At 55.3% G+C, this 19650-nt stretch carries 21 protein-coding genes and 2 tRNA genes; 16 read left to right on the forward strand and 7 right to left on the reverse strand.

Annotation, left to right across the window (positions count from 1 at the left end):
• Window positions 1–101 precede the first annotated feature (101 nt).
• Both AC6IY8_RS06510 and AC6IY8_RS06515 read left to right on the forward strand, forming a co-directional pair.
• Window positions 102–995 carry a hypothetical protein gene (locus AC6IY8_RS06510; RefSeq protein WP_497777938.1) on the forward strand — a complete coding sequence of 298 codons (894 nt, stop codon included), beginning with the start codon at window positions 102–104 and terminating at the stop codon, window positions 993–995.
• Window positions 992–1378 (forward strand): c-type cytochrome, encoded by a 387-nt coding sequence (locus tag AC6IY8_RS06515; RefSeq protein WP_497777939.1) that lies wholly within the window; start codon window positions 992–994, stop codon window positions 1376–1378. The genes AC6IY8_RS06510 and AC6IY8_RS06515 overlap by 4 nt, the downstream gene beginning before the upstream one ends.
• Window positions 1379–1495: 117 nt before the next feature.
• On the opposite strand, the gene AC6IY8_RS06520 is transcribed toward AC6IY8_RS06515, so the two are convergent.
• Window positions 1496–1572, reverse strand: a tRNA-Asp gene (locus tag AC6IY8_RS06520).
• A gap of 63 nt (window positions 1573–1635) precedes the next feature.
• Window positions 1636–1712 (reverse strand) — tRNA-Val (locus AC6IY8_RS06525).
• Between the two features lie 220 nt (window positions 1713–1932).
• Here AC6IY8_RS06525 and AC6IY8_RS06530 point away from each other — a divergent pair.
• From AC6IY8_RS06530 to bshA, 3 genes are all read left to right on the forward strand, one after another.
• The gene (locus tag AC6IY8_RS06530; RefSeq protein WP_497777940.1) at window positions 1933–2307 is read left to right on the forward strand and encodes a response regulator; all 375 of its coding nucleotides are present in this window, start codon (window positions 1933–1935) and stop codon (window positions 2305–2307) included.
• A 72-nt stretch (window positions 2308–2379) separates the two neighbouring features.
• Window positions 2380–3294: a ChbG/HpnK family deacetylase gene (locus AC6IY8_RS06535; protein WP_497777941.1), complete on the forward strand. Its 915-nt coding sequence runs from the start codon at window positions 2380–2382 to the stop codon at window positions 3292–3294.
• Between the two features lie 11 nt (window positions 3295–3305).
• A complete protein-coding gene (gene bshA, locus AC6IY8_RS06540; RefSeq protein WP_497777942.1) occupies window positions 3306–4454 on the forward strand; it encodes an N-acetyl-alpha-D-glucosaminyl L-malate synthase BshA in 1149 nt (382 codons plus the stop codon).
• A 13-nt stretch (window positions 4455–4467) separates the two neighbouring features.
• Here bshA and AC6IY8_RS06545 read toward each other — a convergent pair whose 3' ends face one another.
• Genes AC6IY8_RS06545 through AC6IY8_RS06555 form a run of 3 tightly spaced genes read right to left on the reverse strand, consistent with a single transcriptional unit; the run spans window position 4468 to window position 7885 of the window.
• Window positions 4468–5823, reverse strand: coding sequence for a sensor histidine kinase (locus AC6IY8_RS06545; RefSeq protein WP_497777943.1), 1356 nt, complete (start codon window positions 5821–5823; stop codon window positions 4468–4470).
• A complete protein-coding gene (locus tag AC6IY8_RS06550) occupies window positions 5816–7105 on the reverse strand; it encodes an alanyl-tRNA editing protein (protein WP_497777944.1) in 1290 nt (429 codons plus the stop codon). The genes AC6IY8_RS06545 and AC6IY8_RS06550 overlap by 8 nt, the downstream gene beginning before the upstream one ends.
• Before the next feature lie 51 nt (window positions 7106–7156).
• Complete coding sequence (locus AC6IY8_RS06555) at window positions 7157–7885, reverse strand: tetratricopeptide repeat protein (RefSeq protein ID WP_497777945.1); 729 nt, start codon at window positions 7883–7885, stop codon at window positions 7157–7159.
• 53 nt (window positions 7886–7938) lie between these two features.
• Between AC6IY8_RS06555 and AC6IY8_RS06560 the strand changes: the two genes are divergently transcribed.
• From AC6IY8_RS06560 to AC6IY8_RS06605, 10 genes are all read left to right on the forward strand, one after another.
• On the forward strand, window positions 7939–8781 hold the full coding sequence (locus AC6IY8_RS06560; RefSeq protein ID WP_497777946.1) for a Cof-type HAD-IIB family hydrolase: 843 nt from the start codon (window positions 7939–7941) through the stop codon (window positions 8779–8781).
• A gap of 3 nt (window positions 8782–8784) precedes the next feature.
• The gene (locus AC6IY8_RS06565) at window positions 8785–9489 is read left to right on the forward strand and encodes a lytic transglycosylase domain-containing protein (RefSeq protein WP_497777947.1); all 705 of its coding nucleotides are present in this window, start codon (window positions 8785–8787) and stop codon (window positions 9487–9489) included.
• Between the two features lie 156 nt (window positions 9490–9645).
• Complete coding sequence (locus AC6IY8_RS06570) at window positions 9646–10755, forward strand: lysylphosphatidylglycerol synthase transmembrane domain-containing protein (protein ID WP_497777948.1); 1110 nt, start codon at window positions 9646–9648, stop codon at window positions 10753–10755.
• A 90-nt stretch (window positions 10756–10845) separates the two neighbouring features.
• Window positions 10846–11355: a transcriptional regulator NrdR gene (gene nrdR / locus AC6IY8_RS06575; RefSeq protein WP_497777949.1), complete on the forward strand. Its 510-nt coding sequence runs from the start codon at window positions 10846–10848 to the stop codon at window positions 11353–11355.
• A 38-nt stretch (window positions 11356–11393) separates the two neighbouring features.
• Window positions 11394–12440, forward strand: a complete 1047-nt coding sequence (locus tag AC6IY8_RS06580; protein ID WP_497777950.1) for an isocitrate dehydrogenase (NAD(+)) — start codon at window positions 11394–11396, stop codon at window positions 12438–12440.
• 97 nt (window positions 12441–12537) lie between these two features.
• A complete protein-coding gene (locus tag AC6IY8_RS06585; protein WP_497777952.1) occupies window positions 12538–13545 on the forward strand; it encodes a COX15/CtaA family protein in 1008 nt (335 codons plus the stop codon).
• On the forward strand, window positions 13542–14477 hold the full coding sequence (gene cyoE / locus AC6IY8_RS06590; RefSeq protein WP_497777953.1) for a heme o synthase: 936 nt from the start codon (window positions 13542–13544) through the stop codon (window positions 14475–14477). Before AC6IY8_RS06585 ends, cyoE begins: the two co-directional genes overlap by 4 nt.
• A gap of 42 nt (window positions 14478–14519) precedes the next feature.
• On the forward strand, window positions 14520–15536 hold the full coding sequence (locus AC6IY8_RS06595) for an ATP-binding cassette domain-containing protein (protein ID WP_497777954.1): 1017 nt from the start codon (window positions 14520–14522) through the stop codon (window positions 15534–15536).
• Window positions 15537–15546: 10 nt separating this feature from the next.
• Complete coding sequence (locus AC6IY8_RS06600; RefSeq protein WP_497777955.1) at window positions 15547–16389, forward strand: ABC transporter permease; 843 nt, start codon at window positions 15547–15549, stop codon at window positions 16387–16389.
• A gap of 9 nt (window positions 16390–16398) precedes the next feature.
• A complete protein-coding gene (locus tag AC6IY8_RS06605; protein WP_497777956.1) occupies window positions 16399–16830 on the forward strand; it encodes a DUF420 domain-containing protein in 432 nt (143 codons plus the stop codon).
• 18 nt (window positions 16831–16848) lie between these two features.
• Here the strand turns inward: AC6IY8_RS06605 and AC6IY8_RS06610 are convergent, their stop codons facing one another.
• The gene (locus tag AC6IY8_RS06610) at window positions 16849–18174 is read right to left on the reverse strand and encodes a flavin monoamine oxidase family protein (protein WP_497777957.1); all 1326 of its coding nucleotides are present in this window, start codon (window positions 18172–18174) and stop codon (window positions 16849–16851) included.
• A gap of 306 nt (window positions 18175–18480) precedes the next feature.
• On the opposite strand from AC6IY8_RS06610, the gene AC6IY8_RS06615 reads away from it, so the two are divergent.
• Window positions 18481–18843: a hypothetical protein gene (locus AC6IY8_RS06615; protein WP_497777958.1), complete on the forward strand. Its 363-nt coding sequence runs from the start codon at window positions 18481–18483 to the stop codon at window positions 18841–18843.
• 34 nt (window positions 18844–18877) lie between these two features.
• Here the strand turns inward: AC6IY8_RS06615 and AC6IY8_RS06620 are convergent, their stop codons facing one another.
• Window positions 18878–19540 (reverse strand): HAD family hydrolase, encoded by a 663-nt coding sequence (locus AC6IY8_RS06620; protein WP_497777959.1) that lies wholly within the window; start codon window positions 19538–19540, stop codon window positions 18878–18880.
• Between the last annotated feature and the right edge of the window lie 110 nt (window positions 19541–19650).

Genomic DNA, 19650 nt, shown 5'->3' on the forward strand with positions numbered 1-19650 from the left:
TCACCATCCCCGGTTTGCTATGATTCTGCTTAGCTTGTTGAATTTGCTTTTCATTTTCATTTGAGGCTTTACCCTACTCAGTAGGGTTGGGGAGGACTGTGGTGAGTTTAGCTGTTTCACAATCGCGGAATGCCTGGGCGTTCCGTTCCGTTACTATCACCGTAATTCTATTCATCCTGGCAACCTGCGCGGTCGCGCAGGAGCGTCCGTACTTCATAACGTACACGCATGACATGGAAGAACCGGGAAACCTGGAGATCGAATTCAAAGGTGTTACCGGCAAGCCTGATCTTGCGAATCGATTCACGGCTGCCAACATGGAGTTTGAATACGGAGTGACAGGCTGGTGGACGAGTGAGTTCTATCTCGACGGACAGTCCACATTGCACGACAGCACGATCTTCACCGGATACAAATTCGAGAATCGTTTCCGTCCCCTGATGCGCGAACACTGGATCAATCCAGTGCTTTACGTGGAGTTCGAAAACATCAGTGCAGATAAAACCATGCGCGAAGTAGTTGGCCACGATGGCCAACCCGACTTCGCAGACCGCAACGCCGAGGCTCGAGCCGAAAAAGAACGCGAAATCGAATTGAAATTGATCCTGTCGAGCAATTTCAGGGGATGGAACCTCAGTGAGAACATCATTGCCGAAAAGAATCTGTCCAACGAACCCTGGGAGTTTGGCTATTCAATCGCCGCCAGTCGTCCGCTGCGCCTCAGGGCAAGCGCGAGAAAGTGTGCGTTCTGCGGCGAAAAGTTTGCCGCAGGCGTAGAGATGTACGGAGGGCTCGGTGACCGATATTCCTTCGGCACCCGATTGACCTCGCAATACCTTGGCCCCTCCATCAATTGGACTTCTCCTAATGGCACCACGTTCACATTTTCGCCAAACTTTGGTCTCAACAGCTACAGCGTGCCACGACTGTACCGCTTCGGCGTTGCATACGAGATCCCCCAGATTCTGAGCGCATTTCGCAAGGGTGCCCGATGAAGCCGAAGACCAGCTTTAAACCTATCTTGCTTCTACTCGCACTTGGCGCTCCTACCCTGCTTTTGGCTTCGACCTTGTGGATTGACCGGGTTCCGGCGCGTGAACACGGAAGAGAAAATCCTTTTGCCTCCAGTCCCGACGCACGAGCTGCGGGCCAACTGCTTTATGAGGATCACTGCGCGAAGTGTCACGGCGAAGATGCAAATGGAAAGGGGAAGCGGCCTTCCCTGCTCACCGACCGGGTTCAGCACGATGCCACGCCCGGCGATTTGCATTGGTTGCTGGTGAATGGGAGCCTGCGGAAAGGAATGCCTTCCTGGTCAAAATTGCCCGACCAGCAACTCTGGCAGATTATTTCGTACGTGAAATCTCTGAAACAATAAGCCTCAAGAAAACAGTAAGCGCGCCTCTCCGGCGCGCTTTTTTTGATGCGTACGATTGCTTACAAAATAGAAAACCCCCATTCGGGGGTATCTAAGCCATAAAACTCTTAAGTTATATGGCGGGGTCGACGGGACTCGAACCCGCGGCCTCTGCCGTGACAGGGCAGCGTTCTAACCAACTGAACTACGACCCCGCGTTGTACGCGGATACTACTCGACCATTTAGGTCGGCGAACCATCCCCGGAAAGGCCAGGAGTGGTGGGCAGTGAGGGACTCGAACCCCCGACATCCTGCTTGTAAGGCAGGCGCTCTAACCAGCTGAGCTAACCGCCCTTACTCGGCTCCCAAACCGTTGTCACCCGGTCTTGGGGGCGGCCCTCTTCGGAACCAACTCGCAAATTGAGTATATGAAACGAAGAGGCTTCGGTCAAACTGTACTGTGGAAAACGGTCGTATAGCACAGGCATCCTACATAGGAGCATTGGAATCATACTCATACGAGTTAGAAGTAGTCAAAGCTCTGTCCTTCCACGGTTTCTGGGCGCGGTGACATATGAAAGCCATATTATTTGTAGATGATCACGAAGTTCTGGCGCGGTTAAGCTGCGAAATTCTTCAGATGCAGGGATATCGCGCGGAGTACGCCTACAACGCAAACGATGCATTGGCAAAGTTTGATCGCGAGAAGTTTGACATGCTGGTTACGGACTATCGGATGGAAGGTATGAACGGTCTGGAGCTGGCTAAACTGGTGAGGCAGAAGGCACCCGACACCCCTGTAATTATTGTGACCGGCTATCCTCCGGTTGAGAATAGCGGCGAGGTTGACGCCTGGCTTGAGAAGCAGGATCTATTCCCTGCTCTTCTCGACAAAATCAAACTATTTCTGGGCGAGAACGACAATGAGGAATCTCTGAGGAGTGCCTAACGGGAGTTTGGCGCTCTTTCACAAAGCTGTCCCCCAATAGCTTCGTTCCATCCTGCCTGCTACACTTTCCAAATGAAACGGCTGATTGTGAACGCCGATGACTTCGGCCTTACGCATGGAGTGAATCGTGCGATCGTCGAATGTCATGAACGTGGGATTGTGTCATCAACAACGTTGATGGCTACCTCCGCGCAGTTCAATGAGGCGGTCGCCAAAGGCTTGAGCATGCCGGGACTCAGCGTCGGCTGCCACGTTGTCCTGGTTGATGGCGAACCGTTGCTGCCCCCGAGCGATGTTCGCTCACTGCTCGCTCCGGGAACGAATCGGTTTTACCACTCCATCGGCGAGATCTTGGGAGCAGTTGCACGAGGACGTTTTCGCGAGGAAGAAGTAGAAGCTGAAGCGTCTGCACAAATCGCGCGTGTGGTGAGATCAGGGCTGCCGATTTCTCATTTCGACTCCCACAAGCACACTCATATGTTCCCCTCCATACTTAGGCCAGTACTGAAAGCAGCATCCGCTCACGGCATTCAGAACGTACGCAATCCGTTTGAGTGCCCGGCCGCGGTCAGTCTGAGCCAAGCGCTTGCAAATCGCACGACGCTGGTGCGCAAGGCACAAACTGCCGGCCTGCGCGCAGCTCTGCAGAAGCGCTGGAGAACAACGGTCGAGCGAGCAGGATTCACGACTACGGATGGTGCTCTCGGCGTGACGGCGACAGGAGCTCTGGATGACGCGAGTTTGCGAGCAATGCTCATCCGGATGCCGCGAGGAACATGGGAGCTGGTATGCCATCCCGGGTACAACGACACAGAACTGAACGGCGTGCGCACGAAGTTGCGCGCGTCACGCGAGGTCGAGAAGCAAGCACTGATTGCGATTACGCCCAGTGAGCTGCTGCAGCAGTATGGAATTGAGCTGATCTCGTTTCATCTTGATGCGCCCCGTTCTGCAACAACGGCCGGAGTTCAAGGCCAGAAAGACTAGAGATTTCCGCAATGCGAATCGGCATTACCTGTTACCCGACTTACGGCGGCAGCGGTGTCGTTGCGACCGAACTTGGAATCGAACTTGCCAACCGCGGGCACGAGATTCATTTCATCTCGTACTCCCAGCCGATCCGGTTAACGGAACCCCACCCTCACATTCACTTTCACGAAGTGGAAGTTTCGCAATATCCGCTGTTCGAGTATCCGCCTTACGATCTGGCTCTAGCAACACGCATGGCCGAGGTTGCAGAGATCTACGACCTCGACCTGCTGCACGTGCATTACGCCATCCCGCATTCGGTGTCGGCGATGCTCGCCAGGCAGATGCTCAGTCAAGACCACGTGCGCCAGCCCAGGCGCTTGCCATATGTGACAACGCTGCATGGAACGGACATCACGCTGGTGGGACTCGATCGCTCATACCTGCCCATTACACGGTTCTCCATCGAACAGAGTGATGCGGTGACGGCGATCTCCAGCGACCTGAAACAGTCAACGATCGAGAAGTTCTCCATCACGAAACCCATTCACGTGATACACAACTTCGTGAACTGCGATCTGTATCGCAGAACGGACGAAGCCGCCGAGCGCCGCTCAGAATACGCCAACCCGGAGGAGCGCTTGCTTGTGCATCTCTCGAACTTTCGCCCAGTAAAGCGGGTCACGGACGTGATTGAGATCTTCGATCGCGTGCAGAAGAAAATCCCCGCTCGGTTGATGATGATGGGCGATGGACCGGATCGGCGGGCGGCAGAACGCCTAGCCTGCGAGAAAGGTATTCACAAGAAGATTCACTTCCTGGGCAAGCAGGACATGATCCACGAGAAGCTTGCTGTTGCGGATGTGATGTTGCTGCCCAGCGAAATGGAATCATTCGGATTGGCCGCATTGGAGGCAATGGCCTGCGAAGTTGTTCCTGTCGCGTCGCGTGTTGGAGGCGTGCCCGAGGTCATCACCCATGGCGTGGATGGCTTCATGGCTTCCCCCGGAGACGTGGACACCATGGCCGAATGCGCACTGGAGGTTCTGGGCGATGATGCGCTACTCGAGCGCATCCGAAAAGCGGCGCGGAAGAAAGCGCAAGCAAACTTCTGCACCACGAAGATCATTCCGCAGTACGAAACGCTGTACCAGGACATGCTGAAGGGCGGACAGTGATTCCCCAACAACCCTACTGCGGAGTGTTGGACCGAAGGTCGTAATTGATACCGTCCATCTCGCCCATGCGAGGAATCGGGAGAACGATGCGGACGACAGTTCCAGCACCCGTTCGACTTTCCATTTCAACCCGTGCCGCGTCACTGAAGAGCACATTCAACCGCTCGCGAACGTTCGCCATTCCAATGCCGGTGCCGTGCTGCGGAGTATTCCACTCGCTCTCGTCGGAACCAAGTTCCACAATCCCTACGCCATCGTCCTCGACCTCGATTACCAGCACGCCTTCCAGGATGCGGCTGCGCAGATAGATTGTTCCTCCGGTGATTTTCGGAGAGATGCCGTGCTTAATCGAGTTCTCGACGATCGGCTGAATGAGCATGCTCGGGACGACGATGTCGAGGCTCACTGGGTCTAGTTCCTTCACGACTTTCAGCTTGTCTCTACCAAACCGAATCACCTCGATGTCCAGATAGTCGTCGATGAACTCTAGTTCTTCGCGAAGCTCGACGAAGGAGTCGCCCTTCTTAAGCAGGCGCCGCAGAATCTTCGACAGTTTCAGAATCATCTCGCGCGCGGTGTCCGGGTCAAAGCGTACGAGTGAGGCGACAGAGTTCAAGGTGTTGAACAGGAAGTGCGGATTGATCTGGCTTTGCAGAGCCTGCATCCGTGCCTGCAGCAAGAGGCGCTCCTGCTCTTCCAGCTTCATCTCGATTCGCGTGTTGTTCAGCACCTTGAGTGCGATTGCGACCGTCATCACCGTGGTGATGTATATGGCGCAGCGCACCAGCCAGTTCGGCGAATCAAGAGCCCATGTGTAACTCGGGAACAGTTCCTTGGTTTCAAAGCGCAGGAACTGCAGAGCAAGAATCATGAAGAAGAATGACGTCTGCCAGTCGATGAAGGCCTTGGCGATGCTTCGTCGAATCCACCGATAGATACTCAGGTCGAAGAGCGGGCTGAAGGACCAGATGGCTTCGCGATCCTTCGCCAGATCGCGGAGAAATCCAGCACTGAGGCCTGCAATGGTATTCAGTGGCAGGTTCATGTACTGGTGCATCAGCAGATATGGCAACGAGACAAGAATCCCACCACAGACACCAGCGGTCCTGCCAGCGATCACGCCCAGCAGGATGGCGGCCTCAAACGAAACGTCCGCGGCGAGAAAGTTCTTCACAGTGCCACGCACTAGCACGCCCAGCATGAAGGGCCCGCCAATGAACAGCACCATCTCAAGCCGTTCCCAAATGTCGCGGTCCTCGTGAAACAGCAGAACGCGGAACCGCCTGGAACGCGCGAGTACGCTGCTCACCGCGGCCGAAACGCCGAGTTGGATGAGGAGCGTGATGAGAATGATGGGCTGCTCAATCATCGGATCTTCCGGACTGCACGCCGTCCAGTTTGCGAGCGGATTGCGCGGCACGCTCGAGAAGTTCGGGGATAAGCTCCGCCGAGGGTACGCCACCCTGTGCAAGGTCTCGCGTGCCACCGCCTCGACCTCCAGCCGACGTCACTATTGCCTTGAGTTGCGCTCCCGCATCGAACGTCCCGCCGGGAGATTGCGCAAACACGAGCGCCGGCGTTCCCTGCCCTGCACCAATCAGTGCGAGTACATTCGGTTCTGAGGCGACCAGTTTCTGTGCATACAGCTTGGCGAACCCCATGTCGCGATCTGACAAGTACTCAGACACAATCTTGCGTCCGTTATCGACCTGTGTACGCAAGAGAGTTTGCACCGCTCTGAGTTCGGCGATTTCAGCGAGCAACGCTTGTTGCTGCTTTTGCGCGCTCTTGATCGAATCGAGAACCTTCGTGGTTTGGGCCGGAACTTCCCAGATATGGGAGGAATACAGCGCGCCGGTTTCCGTAAGTATCTCGAAGTCTCTGCGCGCAACCTTGAGCGCACGGCTCCCGCACACGAACTCGACGCGAATTCCCTGCTTCACCTTTTCCACCTTGCGTAACTGAATGTTGCCGATTTGCCCGGTCGTGATGACATGCGTTCCGCCACAGGCACACAGGTCAATACCGCGTACCTCGATCAGGCGCAGCGTGTCACGCGCAGCCTCAGGAATCTTTCGCACGCCTGCTTTGCGAGCCTGTTCTGGAGTGGCCTCATGCATCAGCACCTGGCGGTCTTCCCACACAACTTGGTTCGTCTGTCTCTCAGCCTGCTCAAGCTGTGCGGCACTCAGGCTCTTCACATCGAGATCAATCGTGCTCGTCTCGGCACCCATGTGGAAACTCAAAGTGGGCGCATTGAACAGCTTGAGGAAAACAGCCGAGAGCACATGCTGTCCCGAGTGCTGCTGCATGTGGTCTTGGCGGCGTTCCACGTCGATAAAGCCTCGAATGCTAACTGGCAGCTCGGGCATTGATTCGAGCCCTTCGACGATATGTAGCACGGTGCCATCCGCCTCATCTTCGAGCACTTCGGCGACGCGTACCTTTGGCAACGAGGGACTTGGCTTTTCGCTGTCCACGGAAACAAAGTCGATCCATCCTGTATCGAACGGCTGTCCACCGCTGGTTGCGTAAAACGCGGTGCGGTCGAGTACAAGCGCGCGACCGCCGTCCGCAAGATCGCGAACGCCCTGCAAAGAAGCGCGAAAATCATAGAGGAACGAGTTCTGGTAATAAAGGCGTTCAGTCATGTCCGTAAGTTGGAATGATAACGCCAAGGCAGGGTGAAGAAGAACAGCCGCTTACAGCTTGCGAAGAAGAGCACTGTTTTCGCGAAACAGCTTGCGCTCTCGCCTGCGCTGGAATCCGGGCATGATGGATCGCTTTTCCTTGATTCTCTGTGCCTGCCGTTTTGCTTCATCCTTGCGGTCGATTTCGGCTAGGAATTCGGCATAGTGGAGCTGCGTTTCGGTGAGCGTTGAAGTCCGAAGCACCTGCTCAAAGAGGCGCTGTGCACGCTCGAGATCGCCGGTCTTCCATAAGGCATAGGCAAGCAGTCCGGCCGCGCGCTGGAAGTCGTATCCGGGGTCGGCGGCGACCACGCGTTCAAGATCGTTGCGTGCGGAGGCGAAATCCCCAAGTTCTATCTCCGCAAGTCCGCGGCGATAGAAGGGGTCCAGCGAGTCGGTCCGCTGCGCCAGAGCCTTGTCAAAACATTCGCGCGCACCAACCCAGTCGCCTTTATCCAGACGCAACAGCCCGAGTTCCTCGTAATTTCCAGCCGATGGATTGTGCCGAATGGCCGCCTCGACCTCTCGTAAGCGGCGTCCGCGCTCCAAAAAGCGAAACGCACCGGGATCAAACAGTTCGGGCAGGCCTTCCACGGCCAGATAGATTAGGGCACCAAGGGGACCAAGAAAGATGATGAGATAAAGCCAATAAAAGCTTGGCTGGCGCCGCGCAAAATGAACCAGCGCCAAAGCCATCAGCACAATGCCGAAAACGCCCCAGGACAAATATCGAGATAGCATTGAAAGCATCCTAGCATCCAGAGTAGGAGAGTAGAAGTTGTAAAATCTCCATAATGCCCGTTCGCCTGATCGCCATTGACATCGACGGAACACTGCTCGACTCCAATTTTCAGGTGAGCGCGCGCAACCTCGCCATGCTGAACAAGGCCCACTCCTTGGGGGTTGAAATTCTGCTAGCGACCGGGAGAAGACACACTTTTGCTCTCCCCGTGGCAAAAGCCTTGGGATTTGAGACCACACTAATCAGTTCCAATGGCGCGGTGACAAAGACAAGCGATGGCACTCTTTTCCATCGCGATCCCCTTGCGCTGGGAGCAACCCTGGACTTGGTCGCGCGGATGTCAGATTTTCGCCGCAACCTGGTGATTACCTTCGATGAGAACGAACACGGATCCCTCCTGCTCGAGACATTAGACGAGCTGAACTTATCCATCCAGAGATGGATTGAAAAGAACCGCCAATTCATCCGGGTGGTGCATCCAATCGAGAGCGGAATCAAAACCGACCCCATCCAGGCAATGTTTTGCGGCACAGTCGCCCGGATGAACGAGGCACAAAGGCAGCTCAAGCAGAATCCAACATTGCTGACCCGCATTACCGCCCTGAAAACTCAGTACGACGAGCGCGATCTCTGTATCGTGGACATCCTGAACAAAGGCTGCACAAAGGGTGCGGCACTCAAGCGCTGGGCAGAGTTCAAGGGTTACGACCGGAGCGAAGTAATGGCCATAGGCGATAACTACAACGACATCGAAATGCTTGAATTTGCAGGGCACGCCTATATCATGGGAAACGCCAGCGAGGAACTCCGCGACCGCGGCTGGAAGACTACGTTGAACAACAACGAGCACGGTGTGGCCAACGCCATCGAAGCCGTCCTGAAAGGTGTCAATTAACGCATGAAAGCCTTGCGCCTGTGCGCTGTAGCTCTGCTGCTTACGACCGGTTTGTATGCCGTCGAAGTAGCCGAGTTGCGCAACGGCCTCGCGATTCGGCATCGCACCCGGGAGAGCCACGAGGGTTTTGTTCGTCTATACATCGATGACGGAAAGACGAGCTTTATCGACGTACCCTCAGATGAGGTCGAGACTTACTCCACCGAGCCCGACCCCAAGCCGACCATCGCTCCAGAGCCTGCAAAGAGCACGCAGCAGATCGTGAAAGAGGCTTCCGACAAGCATGGTGTGGACGCCGATTTCATCGGCAGCGTGATCAAACATGAGAGTTCAGGAAACGCGAAGGCGGTTTCGCGTGCGGGAGCGCGGGGCTTGATGCAGCTCATGCCGGCAACAGCAATGAAACTGGGCGTCGCCGACAGTTTCAGTCCAGAGCAGAACGTTCGCGGCGGAACCCAGTACCTTCGCGAACTATTCGAGCGTTACGACGGAGACGCGATCAAAGCCCTTGCCGCCTACAATGCAGGCCCCGCAGCCGTGGACCGCTACAAGGGCGTTCCTCCCTACCGGGAGACTCAGCGGTACGTGCAAAGCGTGGTTCACGACTACAACAAAAGCAAGCGAAGTGTTCGGACCAGGACTGCCGCGACAAAGACCCACACCGCATCGGCGCAGGCCAGGAGAAATCAAGCGAAAATGAATCCGTAAGGGATTGTTTGCTTTGGGTTTGTTTCCTCCCCCTCTAGTACAATAAGAGCGTCACGCGAATCCATGCGGGTTAGCTTTGTGTCCTTGCTGCCGCAGCATTCGGTCGAACCATCTACGTTTGAAAGGCTCCCGTAAAGCTCCGGCCAGTTCTTCCCTATGAAGAAAAAACAGTTGTTTTCATTGGTTATTGTTGCGGCAATTTTGGCGGTTCTTGTTTACTTTCAGTTTCGTTCGTGGCGTTCATTCGACTGGGCCAAGTTTCGTCAGTACACCGGGGGCGTGAGCCTGTGGCACATTGGCGCGGGTGTAGCACTCATCTACCTTGCATACATCATGCGGGCCATCCGCTGGGCCATTTTCCTGAAACCGACCGCGCCCACCAGCTTTCGCCGCCTTGTAGCGCCCCAGATCATCGGTTTCGCCGCACTGGGCCTCTTTGGCCGAGCCGGAGAGTTTGCGCGCCCCTACCTCATTGCGCGGAAGGAAAGACTCACCTTCACCTCGCAGCTTGCCGTTTGGACCGTGGAGCGCTTCTTTGACCTCGGCGCTGTCGCCGTGCTCATGGGAACCTTCCTCGCGCTGAAGGGCGGTACGCTTGCGCAAGTTCTACTTCAAGCAATCCAGAATGGTATCCATGCAGCAGCGCGTAACGCGAGTCACAAATTGCCTCTACTGCTGGCCTCATGCATCGTTCTCGTAATCGCCTTCATGCTGTTGCGCAAGGCCTCGGGGCAAGCCGCAACCGCGCTTCGGACAAGGCTTCAGTCCTTCAAAGAAGGCTTCAACACGATTCACGACACGAAGTCATTCGTCCTGCTGGTCGTAGTCTCGCTGTGCATGTGGCTTATGATCGCCGGAGCATACATCGAGGTCTTGCATGCCTACCCGCAGATTCCGGTAGTGACCGCTGGAGACGGAATCGAGCGCGTGGCGCGCATGAACACCATGAAACTCGAGGATGTCCTGCTCGTTATGGGTTCCAGCATGCTAGGCTCCGTGGTTCAGCTTCCAGGTGGTGTTGGAGGGTCGCAACTGGCGGTTATTGGAGTTTTACAATCCAGCCTCTTCAGCAGCGAACCGTACAACATTACCCGCGAACTTGCCGTTAGCTGCGGAATCATGCTCTGGCTGGTGACTTTCATGTCGGTCATTCCGGCAGGACTTCTATTGGCCCGTTTCGAGAAGATATCCTTCATCAGGCTTTCCGAAGAAAGCACCCATGAGGAAGAAGAGGTCGAGGCAGGCACAACGAAAGCACCCAGATAGCCCTGCTGCTGATACAATCCCGCTGTTGCAGTTTTGGGCGATTTTGCTGCTAGAAAGGCTTTGCGGCCCAACCGTTGGGGCAAGACCAAGATGAAGTGTCCTTTTTGCGGATTTGATCAAGACAAGGTAGTTGATTCGCGCGAAAGCAAGGAAGGCGAATCCATTCGCCGCCGGCGCGAATGTCTGCGCTGCGAGAAGCGCTTTACCACCTATGAACGGATCGACGAAATCCCCTACATGGTGGTCAAGAAGGATGGGCGTCGAGAGAAGTTTGAACGGCAAAAGGTGTTGAGCGGCCTGCTCCGTGCCTGCGAAAAGCGCCCTGTCCCCATAAGCAAGCTGGAACAGATTGTGAACGAGGCCGAAAGCTTCGTGATTGACTCGCCTGAGCGTGAACGCCGAACTGGCGAACTAGGCGAGTTGATCATGAACCGCCTGCGCACTCTGGATAAGGTCGCTTACGTGCGATTTGCCAGCGTCTACCTGGATTTCAAAGACGTACATGAATTCATGTCGGAGTTGCAGGATCTGCTTCGCTCCAAAGACGTGCGCGAGGCAAAAGCGGCGTTGATGGCTGCGGATCAGGGAAAACAAAAGTAGCTTCGAATTTTCGCGAAAATTGCTCCAGGTGAGAGTGAATGGCTCATAAAGTTACTTTGATTCCAGGCGATGGCATCGGCCCCGAGGTCACAGCAGCAGCGGTTCGCATAATTGAGGCCACCGGAATTCAGTTTGAATGGGAGAGCTTCTCGGCAGGAAAGGACGCCTACGAGAAATACCACGAGTACATCCCCAAAGAGCTGACGGAATCGATCGAACGCACATGTGTAGCGCTCAAAGGCCCGGTAACCACGCCCATTGGCGGCGGATTCAGCAGCATCAACGTACAATTGCGCAAGCAGTTCGAACTCTTCTGCAATTTTCGTCCGATCCGAAATCTTCCCGGCGTCAGCACACGATATCCGGGCGTCGATCTCATCATCATTCGAGAGAATACGGAGGGACTCTACTCCGGCATTGAGCACGAAGTCGTTCCCGGAGTAGTCGAGAGCCTCAAGATCATCACCGAGAAGGCATCCACCCGAATTGCCCGCTGGGCCTTTGAATATGCCCGGAAGTTCGGGCGAAAGAAGATTCACGCCATTCACAAAGCCAACATCATGAAGATGTCGGATGGATTGTTCATTCGCTGTTCGCGGAACATCTCACGGGAGTACCCGGAGATTTCCTACGGCGAACACATCATCGACAATACTTGTATGCAGCTTGTCACAAACCCTTATCAGTACGACATGCTCCTGCTGGAGAACCTCTACGGCGACATCGTGAGCGACTTATGCGCAGCTTTCGTCGGCGGACTGGGACTGGTGCCAGGAGCTAACTTTGGCGAACACTGCGCCATCTTCGAGGCGGTGCATGGATCGGCTCCCGACATCGCTGGCAAGGGCATTGCCAACCCCACTGCGGTGATCCGCTCAGGCATTCTGATGTTACGTCACCTTGGCGAGCAGGATGCCGCAAACAAGGTTAAATATGCCGTGCACGCGGTCTATCGCGAGGGCAAGCACATTACGCGCGACATGGGCGGCACTGCCAGTACATCACAGTTCGCCGATGCTGTAATCGAAGCCATGGAAGGCACTGTCTGGCGCGAACAGGCTGCCAAGGAGACCAACCCGGTCTAGCTCCGAAAATAGACGGATTACTGGAAATTGTTGCCATAACAGTGACAGCCTGCATCGTTAGCCGTTGAATTATCATCTTTATTCTTGTGCAGTTAGAATGGAACGCCGGAGGACAGGGCCGAAGTATTCCGGCCCTGTCCTCCGCATCCATCACTCAAACTCCATGCCACAAAGCACCCCATACAATCGCGCGCATCATCGCTTCACGGTATTCGCGGCATCCTGTGTCTTCCTGCTGATTGTCGCCGGAGCCCTGGTGACGAGCAATGATGCTGGCCTCTCGGTTCCAGATTGGCCTACTTCGTTCGGTTCGCTCTATCGAATTCCGCCACTCGTCGGCGGGGTCAAGTTTGAGCATGGCCACCGCATGCTCGCCGAATTTATCGGTCTGCTCACAATCGGAGTCGCTGTCTGGACTCAGAAGGTGGACAAGCGCCGATGGATGCGGATTCTGGGCTGGAGCGCTCTCGGCACGGTAATTGCCCAAGGGGTGCTCGGCGGCCTCACGGTGTTGTTCTATTTACCCCCTGCAATTTCGACTGCCCATGCCACTTTGGGACAAACGTTCTTCTGCATCATGGTGAGCATTGCATTCTTCACGAGCAAGAGCTGGGTTGAGCAGCCTCACAGACTTGACGAGTCCGGCACTGGGCTGCAGTTGACTGCTCTGTCGCTTGTGACCGTTGGCGCCGTTTGGTTGCAGTTAATCATGGGCGCGGCATTCAGGCACTCGGGAATCCGCTTGCTCCCGCATCTCATCGGTGCATGCCTCGTGTTCGTGCTCGTGAACTGGTGCGGATACGTGACCTTGAAACGCTATCGGCACATCCAACAGTTAAGCGCACCTGCGACCACGCTGCTGGTCCTGCTCGCAATCCAGATCCTGCTTGGCCTTGCAAGCTACATGGCGCGCGTACTCTGGAGTCAGAATGCTGCTGCCCCACTCCTGAGTGTCGTTGGGTTCACGGTTGCGCACGTGGCATGTGGGGCTCTGCTTCTGGTAACTACCGTGATTTTAGCGATACAGGTCCATCGACACCTTGCTCCGCAGCGCAGTGACGCGGCAGCGGACGTAACCTCAGCACGCAGAACGGCCCAAGCATGACGACAGCACCCATTGAAGCATTGGCCATCCCGAAGCGCGGCGTCGTGGACCTTGTCCGAGATTACGCACAACTCACCAAGATTCGGGTGACCACCCTCGTTGTAATCACGGCTTGGTGCGGCTTCTACTTCGGCCAACACAAGGCAGGGATGCCCGTTCTCGGCATGAAGCTCATCTGGGCGCTTGCCGGCATCGGTATGATCTCCGCCGGCACCGCTTGCATGAACGAGATCATTGAACGCAAGACGGACGCCTTGATGCGTCGGACAGCACTGCGCCCGCTCGTGAAGCAGTCCATGACGCTCGCCCACGCACTGGCGGTCTGGGCGACGTTAACCATAGGCGGCACAGTTGTGCTCTGCCTAAAGTTGAATCTCCTCACGGCAGTGCTGACCTTGCTGACCGCGGCCTGCTACTTGATGATGTACACGCCGCTCAAGAAGATCAGCCCGCTCTGTACCTTCGTCGGAGCATTTCCTGGAGCTATGCCCGGAGTGCTGGGCTGGACTGCAGCACGTGGGCAGCTTGAGTTCGAAGCTTTTGTTCTGTTTGCGATTGTCTTCTTCTGGCAGTTCCCACATTTTCACTCCATCGCGTTGCTCTATCGCGACGACTATGCCCGGGCGGGCATCCGCATGCTTCCTGTAGTGGAGAGTGATGGTCGCTCCACCGCCCGCCAGATTCTGATGTATGGCGCTGCCCTGTTGCCAACAACGCTGGCCCCAACCATGCTTGGAATGGCTGGATTGCTGTACTTAGTCGGTGCTGCGATTCTCGGCCTGAGCTTGTTCTATTTCTGCGCGAGGATATGGAGAGAGTGCCTGCCTCCCTCAACCCAACGGTCGAAGATTCTTGCGCGTGCACTACTGAAGGCGAGTGTCACATATCTTCCGTTACTGTTTGCCCTGATGGTACTGAATAGCGCTGCCTAAATCTGAAGCTTACTGGAGAGGTTTTTTGCTTTGACCACCAGGATGCAAGTACAAGAATTCGACCCGACATCCAGCTCCGAGTCTCAAGCCGTCATTCGGATCGAGGCGTTGCGACACCAATACGGCGATCGCGTAGCGTTAAATGGCGTCTCGTTTGGTGTGCAGCGCGCCGAGATCTTTGGCTTGCTCGGCCCCAACGGCAGCGGCAAAACCACCATGTTTCGGATTCTTTCGACTTTAATGTTGCCGACCGCAGGGCGCGCCTTGATCCTGGGACACGATGTTGCCCTGGACCCGAGCGGAGTACGCAGGCAGATCGGAGTCGTCTTCCAGTCGCGCAGCATTGACATCAAACTCTCCGCCGAAGAGAACCTGATCCATGTCGGCCATCTCTACGGAATTACCGGAGGTCCCCTCAAGAAGCGCGTGACAGAGATGTTGGAGCGAGTTTCCCTGACCGACCGCGCCAAGGATCGCGCAGAATCGTTCTCCGGCGGCATGCAACGCCGGTTGGAATTAGCGAAGGGGCTGTTGCATCATCCGCAGGTGCTACTACTCGATGAGCCAACCACGGGATTAGACCCCGGTGCACGTCGCGATCTTTGGCAATACCTTCAAATATTGCGTGATCAGGAGGGTGTAAGCATCCTCGTCACGACGCATTTAATGGAGGAGGCCGAGAAGTGCGATCGGCTCGCGATTCTGAGTCACGGCAATCTCGTCGGACTTGGCACGCCGGCTCAACTCAAGAGCGAAATTGGCGGCGATGTCATCTTGCTCGATGCCCACGACCCTCAGCGGCTTGCGGCTTCCATTACGGCGCGTTTTGGTGTGGACGCAGTGGTACTCGACGATGGTCGGTTACGAATCGAGCGCTCAGCCGGACATCGCTTCGTAACCGATGTAGTCGAGTCCTTTCCAGGCGAGATTGAGTCCGTAAGCGTCAGCAAGCCAACGCTTGAAGATGTATTTATCCGGCGCACCGGGCACCGCTTCTGGAACGAGGACGCCCAGGCTCTTGAACAGCGCTCCGCCGCAAGCAAAAACAAGAAGCACTGAAGGATTGAATTTGGCCACTCAAGCAACTTCGAAACCGTCCTCGACGGAACCCGGCACAATCATCGGAACCACATTCAGCCTCATGCCTGCGCTGTCGCTGTGGCGTCGCGAAGTGGTTCGCTTCTATCGAAACCTGAGCCGAGTAGTCGGAGTCATCGCATCTCCACTGCTTTTCTGGATCGTAATTGGCGCAGGGTTTGGAAACTCGTTCCGGAACCCTAGCACCGGCACCGGGCAGAACTATCTCGACTTCTTTTTCCCGGGAGCACTGATGATGATCGTGCTCTTCACATCGATCTTCGCCATGATGTCGCTGATCGAGGACCGCAACGAGGGATTCCTTTTATCAGTGCTTGTCGCACCAGTGCACCGCTCCGTCATTGTGCTTGGCAAGGTTCTCGGGGGAACAACGCTGGCAACACTGCAAGGGCTTCTCTTCCTCGTCCTTGCTCCGATTCTAGGAATCCACTTCACAATCGCACAGCTAGTACTGATTGTGCTGGATATCTTCCTGGTTTCGTTCTCGCTGACCGCACTGGGATTCATCATTGCATGGCCCATGGACTCGACTTCTGGGTTTCATGCCATCATCAATCTGTTTCTCATACCGCTCTGGCTGCTCTCGGGTTCGCTCTTCCCTGTCAGTTCCGCCTCTCGCTGGATGGCATTTCTGATGCGGATCAATCCCCTGACTTACGGAACCGAAGCTCTTCGCAACCTGCTGTTCCCTGCCTCAGCTTCAAGTGATTTCCCTTTGAGTCAATGCCTTGTTGTACTGACCGTTTTCACCGTTATCATGTTCGCATTAGCATTTGTTGTTGCAAACCGGCGCAGCACCAAACCCGCCGCCTGAGGATTCGCAATGGAAGCGTCAGCCCTGTCTTATTTCCCTGCAATTAACGCAACACTCAATGGAGCAGCCGCCGTCCTGCTGGTCACTGCACGGCAATTCATCGACCACCGTAGAGTCACCGCTCACAAGCGAACGATGCTTGCGGCTTTCTTCACTTCAGTTCTCTTTCTCATCTGCTACTTGTACTATCACGCGCACGCAGGAGTATTGCACTTCGCTGGACAAGGTTGGAGGCGTCCGGTGTACTTCACCTTGCTTACCAGCCACACTATTCTGGCCGTTGTGATCGTCCCCCTCATTCTGATGAGCATGGTTCGCGGTCTGAAAAGTCAGTATGCAAAGCACGTGAGGATAGCGCCTCTTACCTATTGGCTCTGGCTTTACGTGTCCGTTACCGGAGTCGTAATCTACTACCTGCTCTACCATCTTTGGCGAGCATGAATCGACTCTCATCCGCTCCTAGGTTTTGTGAATCAATATTTCACGGGCCGCCCTTCGTCCAGTCGCGATGGCACCATGAACGGTCGCATGATGGCCATCGCTATTGGTGGCTTCCCCTGCAAAGAACAGCGTGTCCATGAGTGATTGCGCCAGCACGCTTTGCGCATTCTCCCCTCCCACTCCGACATAGCTGTACGACCCACGCGCATACGGATCAGACTGCCAATCATGAACGTGACAACTGCGTAGATGCTCACCCAGAGTTTGCTTGGGGACCCCGAACAACTCGGATAGGGATGAAATGGCGTGAGTGCGAACAAACTCATCCGACCGTCCGCTCAAGCGTTCTCCGCGGCGCGACGCAGCCCAACCTGTGAGTATCGGCGCCGAAAACGACCGCGTCCACCACGTCGGAAACCACTCCTGGTGCGAGAAGACAAAACCTAAGTCGCGCAAAGCTGCCTTACTATATCCATCAATGTCGATTTGTTCCCACCATGGCCGGTCAAAGATCAGCGACACCCGGATTACTTGGCCCATATAAAGTGAAAGCAGGGCTGACGATTTTTCGACCAGCGCAGGCTCGAATTGCACCGCACCGGGACTATTGTGAGCCGCTTGCAAGACTCCAAGTGGCAACGTGATGATAGCGAAGGGAGCAGAGTATTCGACACGCCGTCCACCTTTCTGCGCGTACACTCTCACCCGATGCTTCTCCCATCGCACAACATCCACCACAGTGCTCAGCTCACAATCCACCAGACCTGGAGCAAACGCGCCGACAATCACGTCGAGTAATGCCCTATATCCATTCGGAATGCGATACGTGCGATCACCCTCTGCTTGTTCTTCCGCCCGCATGCCGCGAATGAGCGAGTGAACGCTTATGCGCTCGGCTAACGCGCCATGAAATCCCTCCACGTACTCCAGGCCCCATAACTTCGCTTCTTCGCTATCCGCTTCATTCTCCTCCAGGAAGTTTGCAAATGAGCGATCTGGTTCATGCTCGTTCATGCGATCGAGAACATTTTGCGTGTGTTCGAAGAAATCATCGCAGCGTTGTAGCCCGCTATCTGTCTGTACCCACGGACTCGCATCGAACTCCTGCAGCTCAAGATTGCCAGAAGCTGCAAGATCCAGGATCTCCTTCGGGCGGCCATGAACGAATTCAGCGCCAAGTTCGACCTTTGCACCCGACTCTGATTCGATTGTCCAGATACGACCTCCAATCCGATTTCGTGCTTCCAACAAGGTGACACGCACGCCAGACTCAGCCAGTAACCGCGCTGCGCTCAGGCCAGCAACTCCGGCTCCGATGATCAACACGTCCGTGGATTCGCTCATTCCTCTTTGGATACTGTTTCAGGCCCCTGAGCGGCACTCAGATCGCAAATACCTGCTCCTGACATGAATGTTTTACGACGCAGAACTCAGTCGCATCAGTACAGGGAGGATCTTCTTCGCATGCACATTGCAGGGTCTTACATACTACTGATCTTTGCTGCTGTCTCCACGAGTGTCATCTTGCTCGTTCTTCACCTTACAAAACTAGGCTTGCTAATTCACCAGCAAATCCCGGATCGGCCCCAAAGGCGACTATTTCTGGCCTCGATTAGCTTCTTCATAACCTTCCTGGCAGTACGACTACTTGTGGCCTCCATCACTCACCACATCGGGCCATTCGGCTATGTCGAGATGGGTGGCAGGCACATTCATCATCTTGTTTGGGGAATTTTCCTGCTGCTCATCGCAGGTTACGCAGAGATTGCGGATGTTGGCGTCAGCGACGATCCGGTCTCCATTCTCCTGAGCCGCTTGCTGGCATTGACGTATGGCATAGGAGCCGCCCTGACACTGGATGAGTTCGCGCTCTGGCTCAATCTGGATGCGGCAGCTTATTGGTCTCGTCAAGGGCGAGAGAGCATTGACGCCGTCATTCTGTTCGGGTCACTTCTTGCAATCGGAACATGGGGAGCGCCACTGTTTCGCAAGCTTTTTGGCTCATCTACTTAGCCGCCGACAGACAAACGGTCGCAACTTGCAGTGCTCACTTTGCGAGGAGCGATCTATCGAAGTGGCGCAAAAGGTCATCCGGATCACGGTACACTTCCACGCACCCAGCCTGCATAAGATCGTCTCGCTTCCAACCGCCGCACGTCAGGCCAATCACCGGAATGCCAAGTTTTCCGGCAGCATCTGCGTCATACGGTGTGTCACCCAAAGCGATGGCCGTCTCTGGCGGCACTCCTACCTTGTGCAGTGCTGCGGCGAAAATATCCGGCTCCGGCTTCGAATTCTTGGCGTCACCCTTTGACGATTCTTCTTCAATGAGATCATCCATGCCCACTATCTTCTTGTAAACAGCCAGATCTTCCGGATCCGAAGAAGTAGCCAAAGCAATCTTCAGGCCCTGCTTCCGCACCCGCACCAGCAGTTCACGCGCGTGTACGAAGGGCACGATCCGAGGCATGTAATCTTTGTGGAAGATCTGTTTTCGAAATTCCTGCAGCGGCTTCTCTATTCGATCCCGTTCAGCTTCAGAAATAAATACAGGAATCAATTGATCTCCGCCCTTTCCAATCTGCCGCCATATTTCATCCATTCCGACCTGAATACCGAAATTCTCGAAAGATCTTCGCCACGCCTCCGCATGGAGTGTGTTGCTGTCCACGAGAGTGCCATCAATATCGCTTAATAACAGCTTTGCCATTCACCTCACCATTCCACTAGCTGCTCACGACAGATCTCGAAGTCTGCATAGAGCTTACGTTCAGATGGTCGGATCAAGCATCCAGTTTCATCGCTTCGCATCCTACAACC

Source organism: Koromonas soli (assembly GCF_059726265.1).

Excerpts from the sequence above, each read along its gene's own strand:
- AC6IY8_RS06570 (WP_497777948.1), top strand. The coding sequence starts at position 9,646 with ATGAAGAAAAAACAGTTGTTTTCATTGGTTATTGTTGCGGCAATTTTG.
- AC6IY8_RS06530 (WP_497777940.1), top strand. The coding sequence starts at position 1,933 with ATGAAAGCCATATTATTTGTAGATGATCACGAAGTTCTGGCGCGGTTA.
- bshA (WP_497777942.1), top strand. The coding sequence starts at position 3,306 with ATGCGAATCGGCATTACCTGTTACCCGACTTACGGCGGCAGCGGTGTC.
- AC6IY8_RS06605 (WP_497777956.1), top strand. The coding sequence starts at position 16,399 with ATGGAAGCGTCAGCCCTGTCTTATTTCCCTGCAATTAACGCAACACTC.
- AC6IY8_RS06585 (WP_497777952.1), top strand. The coding sequence starts at position 12,538 with ATGGAACGCCGGAGGACAGGGCCGAAGTATTCCGGCCCTGTCCTCCGC.
- nrdR (WP_497777949.1), top strand. The coding sequence starts at position 10,846 with ATGAAGTGTCCTTTTTGCGGATTTGATCAAGACAAGGTAGTTGATTCG.
- AC6IY8_RS06580 (WP_497777950.1), top strand. The coding sequence starts at position 11,394 with ATGGCTCATAAAGTTACTTTGATTCCAGGCGATGGCATCGGCCCCGAG.
- AC6IY8_RS06620 (WP_497777959.1), bottom strand. The coding sequence starts at position 19,540 with ATGGCAAAGCTGTTATTAAGCGATATTGATGGCACTCTCGTGGACAGC.
- AC6IY8_RS06535 (WP_497777941.1), top strand. The coding sequence starts at position 2,380 with ATGAAACGGCTGATTGTGAACGCCGATGACTTCGGCCTTACGCATGGA.
- AC6IY8_RS06565 (WP_497777947.1), top strand. The coding sequence starts at position 8,785 with ATGAAAGCCTTGCGCCTGTGCGCTGTAGCTCTGCTGCTTACGACCGGT.
- AC6IY8_RS06560 (WP_497777946.1), top strand. The coding sequence starts at position 7,939 with ATGCCCGTTCGCCTGATCGCCATTGACATCGACGGAACACTGCTCGAC.
- cyoE (WP_497777953.1), top strand. The coding sequence starts at position 13,542 with ATGACGACAGCACCCATTGAAGCATTGGCCATCCCGAAGCGCGGCGTC.
- AC6IY8_RS06545 (WP_497777943.1), bottom strand. The coding sequence starts at position 5,823 with ATGATTGAGCAGCCCATCATTCTCATCACGCTCCTCATCCAACTCGGC.
- AC6IY8_RS06595 (WP_497777954.1), top strand. The coding sequence starts at position 14,520 with ATGCAAGTACAAGAATTCGACCCGACATCCAGCTCCGAGTCTCAAGCC.
- AC6IY8_RS06555 (WP_497777945.1), bottom strand. The coding sequence starts at position 7,885 with ATGCTATCTCGATATTTGTCCTGGGGCGTTTTCGGCATTGTGCTGATG.
- AC6IY8_RS06515 (WP_497777939.1), top strand. The coding sequence starts at position 992 with ATGAAGCCGAAGACCAGCTTTAAACCTATCTTGCTTCTACTCGCACTT.
- AC6IY8_RS06610 (WP_497777957.1), bottom strand. The coding sequence starts at position 18,174 with ATGAGCGAATCCACGGACGTGTTGATCATCGGAGCCGGAGTTGCTGGC.
- AC6IY8_RS06550 (WP_497777944.1), bottom strand. The coding sequence starts at position 7,105 with ATGACTGAACGCCTTTATTACCAGAACTCGTTCCTCTATGATTTTCGC.